Annotated in this window: 2 protein-coding genes; both read left to right on the forward strand. The window is 74.9% G+C overall.

The window, feature by feature from the left end:
- On the forward strand, nt 1-3,871 hold a 3,871-nt coding region (locus tag ABT092_RS30690; RefSeq protein WP_502968543.1), incomplete at its 5' end, for an SDR family NAD(P)-dependent oxidoreductase.
- Nucleotides 3,872-3,926: 55 nt separating this feature from the next.
- The coding region (locus tag ABT092_RS30695) for a beta-ketoacyl synthase N-terminal-like domain-containing protein (RefSeq protein WP_351249760.1) at nt 3,927-5,089 on the forward strand (1,163 nt) is incomplete at its 3' end.

A 5,089-nucleotide genomic window follows, 5' to 3' on the forward strand; every position in this document is an offset into this window, starting at 1 on the left:
TGAGGGGTATGTGCGGGGGGTGCCGGTCGACTGGTCGGGGATGTTCCCGGGGGGCCGGCGGGTCGAACTGCCCACCTACGCCTTCCAACACCGGCGCTACTGGCTCGACGTACCGACCACCAGTTGGGACGTCTCCTCCGCGGGCCTCGCCACCACCGGCCACCCGCTGCTCGGCGCCTCGATGGAAGCCGCCGACTCCGGTGAACTGCTGCTCAGCGGAAAGGTGTCGTTGCACACCCATCCCTGGCTCGCCGACCACGCGGTGTCCGGCGTCGTGCTGTTCCCCGGCACGGCCCTGCTGGAACTGGCGCTGCGGGCCGCCGCCGAGGCGTGCTGCCCCGTGGTGGAGGAACTCACCCTCCGGTCCGCGCTGGTGCTGCCGGAGGAGGGTTCCGTCCTCTTGCAGGTGCGGGTCGGCGCCTTCGACGAGGACGGTCGCCGACCGCTGAGCGTGTTCGCCCGCAGCAGCCGGGACGACCCGGACCAGACCTGGACCGAGCACGCGACCGGCACCCTCACGTCCCGGCCCGCCGCGGACGGAGCCGGAACCGGCATGCTGAGCTGGCCACCAGCCGGTGCCGAACCGGTGGACACGGACGACCTGTACCAACGCTTCGCCGAGGCCGGCTACCACTACGGTCCCGCCTTCCGCGGCATTCGATCCGCATGGCTCCGCGGGGGCGAGGTCTTCGCCGACGTGGTGCTCCCGCAGCCGCAACACGCCGACGCAGCCGGCTGCGCCCTGCATCCCGCACTGCTGGACGCGGCCCTCCAGACCGCCGCGCTCCTACCCGAGCAGGACGGCCGGGCCCGACTGCCGTTCAGCTGGGCCGGGGTGACCAGCCGGATGACCGGCGCCACCACCCTGCGCGTGCGGCTCACCGCCGACGCCGCGGACACGGTGACCCTCGCCGTTCACGACCTGGCCGGTCAGCAGGTGCTCACCGTGGACTCCCTGACCCTGCGGCCGCCGGCCGCCGGCGGGCCGCTCCCCACCACCGCCCACGCCGACCTGCTGTTCCGCCTGGACTGGACACCGGCCACCGCCCCCGCCGAGGGCTCCGTTCCCACCTGGGCGGCCCTGGGCGACGCCGTCCCCGGTGCGGAACGCTGGGAGGACCTCGACGCCCTGGGCAGTGCCCTCGGCTCGGGCGCCCCCCTCCCCCGTGCGGTCGTCGCGAGGGTGGCGACCACCGGTTCGGCCGACCCCTCCGACCGGGTCCGCGCCACGGCCCGGGCCGGCCTCGCCCTGGTCCAGCAGTGGCTCGACGACGAGCGGTTCGCCGAGGCCACCCTGGTCCTGCTCACCGGGGACGCGGTCCGGACCCGGCCGACCGACCGCCCCGTCGACCTCGCCCAGTCCGCCCTGTGGGGGTTGGTGCGCAGTGCGCAGACCGAGCACCCCGACCGCTTCGTGCTGATCGACCTGGACCGGGGGGACGCATCGGCCGACGTCCTGCCGGCTGCCCTGGCCGGCGGCGAACCGCAACTCGCGGTACGGGCCGGGCAACTGCTCCTGCCCCGACTCGCCCGCGGCGAACGGCCGGACGGAACGCTGCCCCCACCGCCCGCCGAGCCGGCGTGGCGGCTCGCCACCGACGGCCGGGGCTCCCCGGAGGACGTCGCGCCCGTTCCCGCACCCGAGGTACTGGCCCCGTTGGCCAAGGGCGAGGTGCGGATCGCGGTGCGGGCCGCCGGGCTGAACTTCCACGACGTCATCGCCACCCTCGGCCTGGACCCGGACCCCGAGCAACAGGGCTTGGGCAGCGAGGGGGCCGGAACCGTCATCGAGGTCGGGCCCGGCGTGGACGACCTGGCACCCGGCGACCGGGTGATGGGGATCTTCCCGGGCGCCTTCGGCCCGGTGGCCGTCGCCGACCGGCGCACCGTCGCCCGCATCCCCACCGGCTGGTCCTTCGCCCGTGCGGCGTCCGTGCCGGTGGTGTTCCTCACCGCCTACTACGGCCTCTTCGACCTGGGCGGGCTGCGGCGCGGGGAGTCCGTACTGATCCACGCCGCGGCCGGTGGCGTGGGCATGGCGGCGCAGCAACTCGCCGCCCACGCCGGAGCGCAGGTGTTCGCGACGGCCAGTCCGCCCAAGTGGGACGTCCTGCGCGCGGCCGGCCTGGACGACGCGCACATCGCCTCGACCCGTGACACCGGCTTCGCCGAGCGCTTCCTCACGGCCACCTCGGGACGGGGCGTCGACCTCGTGCTGGACAGCCTGGCGCGGGAGTTCGTCGACGCCGGCCTCCGGTTGTTGCCCGACGGCGGGCGCTTCGTGGAAATGGGCAAGACCGACGTCCGCGATCCGGAGGCGGTCGCCCGGCAGCACCCCGGCGTGCGGTACCGGGCGTTCGACCTGATGGAGGCGGGGCCGCAACGCATCGGCGAGATGCTGGCCGAGGTCCTGGACCTGTTCGCACGGGGCGCGCTGCGTCCCCTGCCGGTCACCGGCTGGGACGTGCGACGCACTCCGGCGGCGCTGCGCTCGCTCAGCCAGGCCGCGGGCACCGGCAAGAACGTCCTGCTCCTTCCCGCCCCGCTGGACGAGGACGGCACCGTCCTGGTCACCGGCGCCACCGGCACCCTGGGACGGCTCCTGGCCAGGCACCTGGTCGCCGCGCACGGCGTCCGGCACCTGCTGCTGGCGGGGCGCCGCGGGGAGACCGCCGCAGGGATGCCGGAGCTGGTGGCGGAGCTCACCGAACGGGGGGCCGCGGTGACGGTCGCCGCCTGCGACGTGACCGACCGCGCCGCGCTCGACGCCCTGCTCGCGACCGTACCGGACGCGCATCCGCTGACCGCGGTCGTCCATGCGGCCGGAGTCCTGGACGACGCCACGGTCACCGGGCTGACTCCCGACCGACTCGACCGCGTCCTCGGGCCCAAGACGGATGCGGCGCTCGCCCTCCACCGGGCCACCCGGGACCGGGACCTCGCCGCCTTCGTCCTGTTCTCCTCGGGCGCCGCCCTCTTCGGCGGGGCCGGGCAGGCCAACTACGCCGCCGCCAACGCGGTCCTCGACGCCCTCGCCGTCGAACGCCGGGCCGAGGGGCTGCCCGGCGTGTCCATCGGTTGGGGGCTGTGGGAGGAACGCAGCACGATGACCGCGGGGGTCACGGCCGGCCGTGGCGCCGGAGCGGGCGCGCTGACCACGGCGGAGGGCCTCGCCCTGTTCGACGCGGCGTTGGCCTCCCCGCACGCGTACCGGCTCGCGGCCAGGATCTCCCCGTCCGTCCTGCGGGCGGGCGACCGGGTGCCCGCCGTGCTGCGCGGTCTGGTCCGGCCGGCCCGCACGGTCGCCTCCTCCGCCGCGCCGCGGACGGGCTCCTCCACGGCGCAGCAACTCGCCGCCCTCCCGGAGGCCGAACTGCACCGGGTGCTGCTCGACCTGGTGCGCGGCAGCGCCGCTGCGGTGCTCGGCCACAGTTCGCCGGAGCTCATCCGGGCGGCCCGCCCGTTCAAGGAGATCGGCTTCGACTCCCTCACCGGGGTCGAACTGCGCAACCGGCTGGCGTCCTCGACCGGGCTGCGACTGTCGCCCGCACTCGTCTTCGACCACCCCACGCCGGAGGCACTGGCACGTCACCTCGCGGCCCGCACCGCCGCCGGCCGCCCCACCGACGACTCCGCGGTCCGCGCCGGACTCGACTCCCTGGAGACGCTGCTGGACGCGCTGCCGGAGCAGGCCGTCAGCGAGGAACTGGCCTCCCGGCTCCACCAGGTGCTGTCCCGCTGGCAGACCCGCCGGCCGTCCGACCCCGCCCCGACCGGGGACGGCCCGGACGAGTTGGCGCCCGACCGGATCGAGGCGGCGAGCGACGACGAGGTCTTCGACTACATCGACCGGCAGTTGGGACTCACATGAGCCCGGGACCGAGCACCGTTGCCCGCGCATCCTTCGACGAGAACGGCAGGGTCCTGTGAGCGACCAGAAACTGCGTGACTACCTCAACCGGGTGACCATCGACCTCCAGAAGACCCGGCAGCAGCTCAAGCAGGCCGAGGCGGACGCGCACGAGCCCATCGCGATCGTGGCGATGAGCTGCCGCCTGCCCGGCGGCGTCCGCACCCCCGAAGACCTGTGGGACCTGCTCCTCGCCGGCCGCGACACGGTCACCCCGGTCCCCGCCGACCGGGGTTGGCAAGCCGCCTGGCCGGCGGACGGCCAGGTCCCCGGACAGGGCGCCTTCCTCGATGGGGCGGGGGACTTCGACCCCGAGTTCTTCGGCATCTCGCCGCGCGAGGCGGTGGCGATGGACCCCCAGCAGCGGCTGCTGCTGACGGCCGCCTGGGAGGCCGTCGAGCAGGCCGGCATCGATCCGCTCACCCTGCGCGGCAGCCGGACCGGGGTGTTCGCCGCGGCCATCGACCAGGGCTACGCGACCCTGGGGCCCACCGCGCCGGAAGCCGTGCAGGGCTTCCTGATGACCGGGAACTCGATGAGCGTGATGTCCGGGCGGGTGTCCTACGCGCTCGGTCTCGAAGGCCCCGCCGTCACGGTCGACACCGCCTGCTCGGCCTCGTTGGTGGCCCTGCACCTCGCGGTGCGGGCGCTGCGCGCCGGCGACTGCTCGCTGGCGCTCGCCGGCGGTGTCACCGTCATGGCGCTACCGGCCGTGTTCGTCGAGTTCAGCCGGCAGGGCGCGATGTCCGGCGACGGCCGTTGCAAGCCCTTCGCGGCGGCGGCGGACGGCACCGGCTGGGGCGAGGGCGTGGGCATGCTGCTGCTGGAGCGGCTCTCCGACGCCCGGCGCAACGGCCGTGAGGTACTCGCCGTCCTCCGCGGCTCGGCGATCAACCAGGACGGTGCCAGCAACGGCCTCACCGCCCCCAACGGCCCCTCCCAACAACGCGTCATCCGCGCGGCCCTCGCCGACGCGGGCCTGACCCACCGGGACGTGGACGCCGTCGAGGCGCACGGCACCGGCACCACCCTGGGCGATCCCATCGAGGCCGAGGCGTTGTTGGCGACCTACGGTCAGGACCGTTCGGTGGAGCGGCCGTTGTGGTTGGGGTCGTTGAAGTCGAACATCGGGCACACCCAGGCCGCGGCGGGGGTGGCCGGAGTGATCAAGACGGTGCT

The sequence above is a fragment of the Streptomyces sp. NPDC002490 genome (assembly GCF_040296045.1).
In the GTDB taxonomy this organism is placed as follows: domain Bacteria; phylum Actinomycetota; class Actinomycetes; order Streptomycetales; family Streptomycetaceae; genus Streptomyces.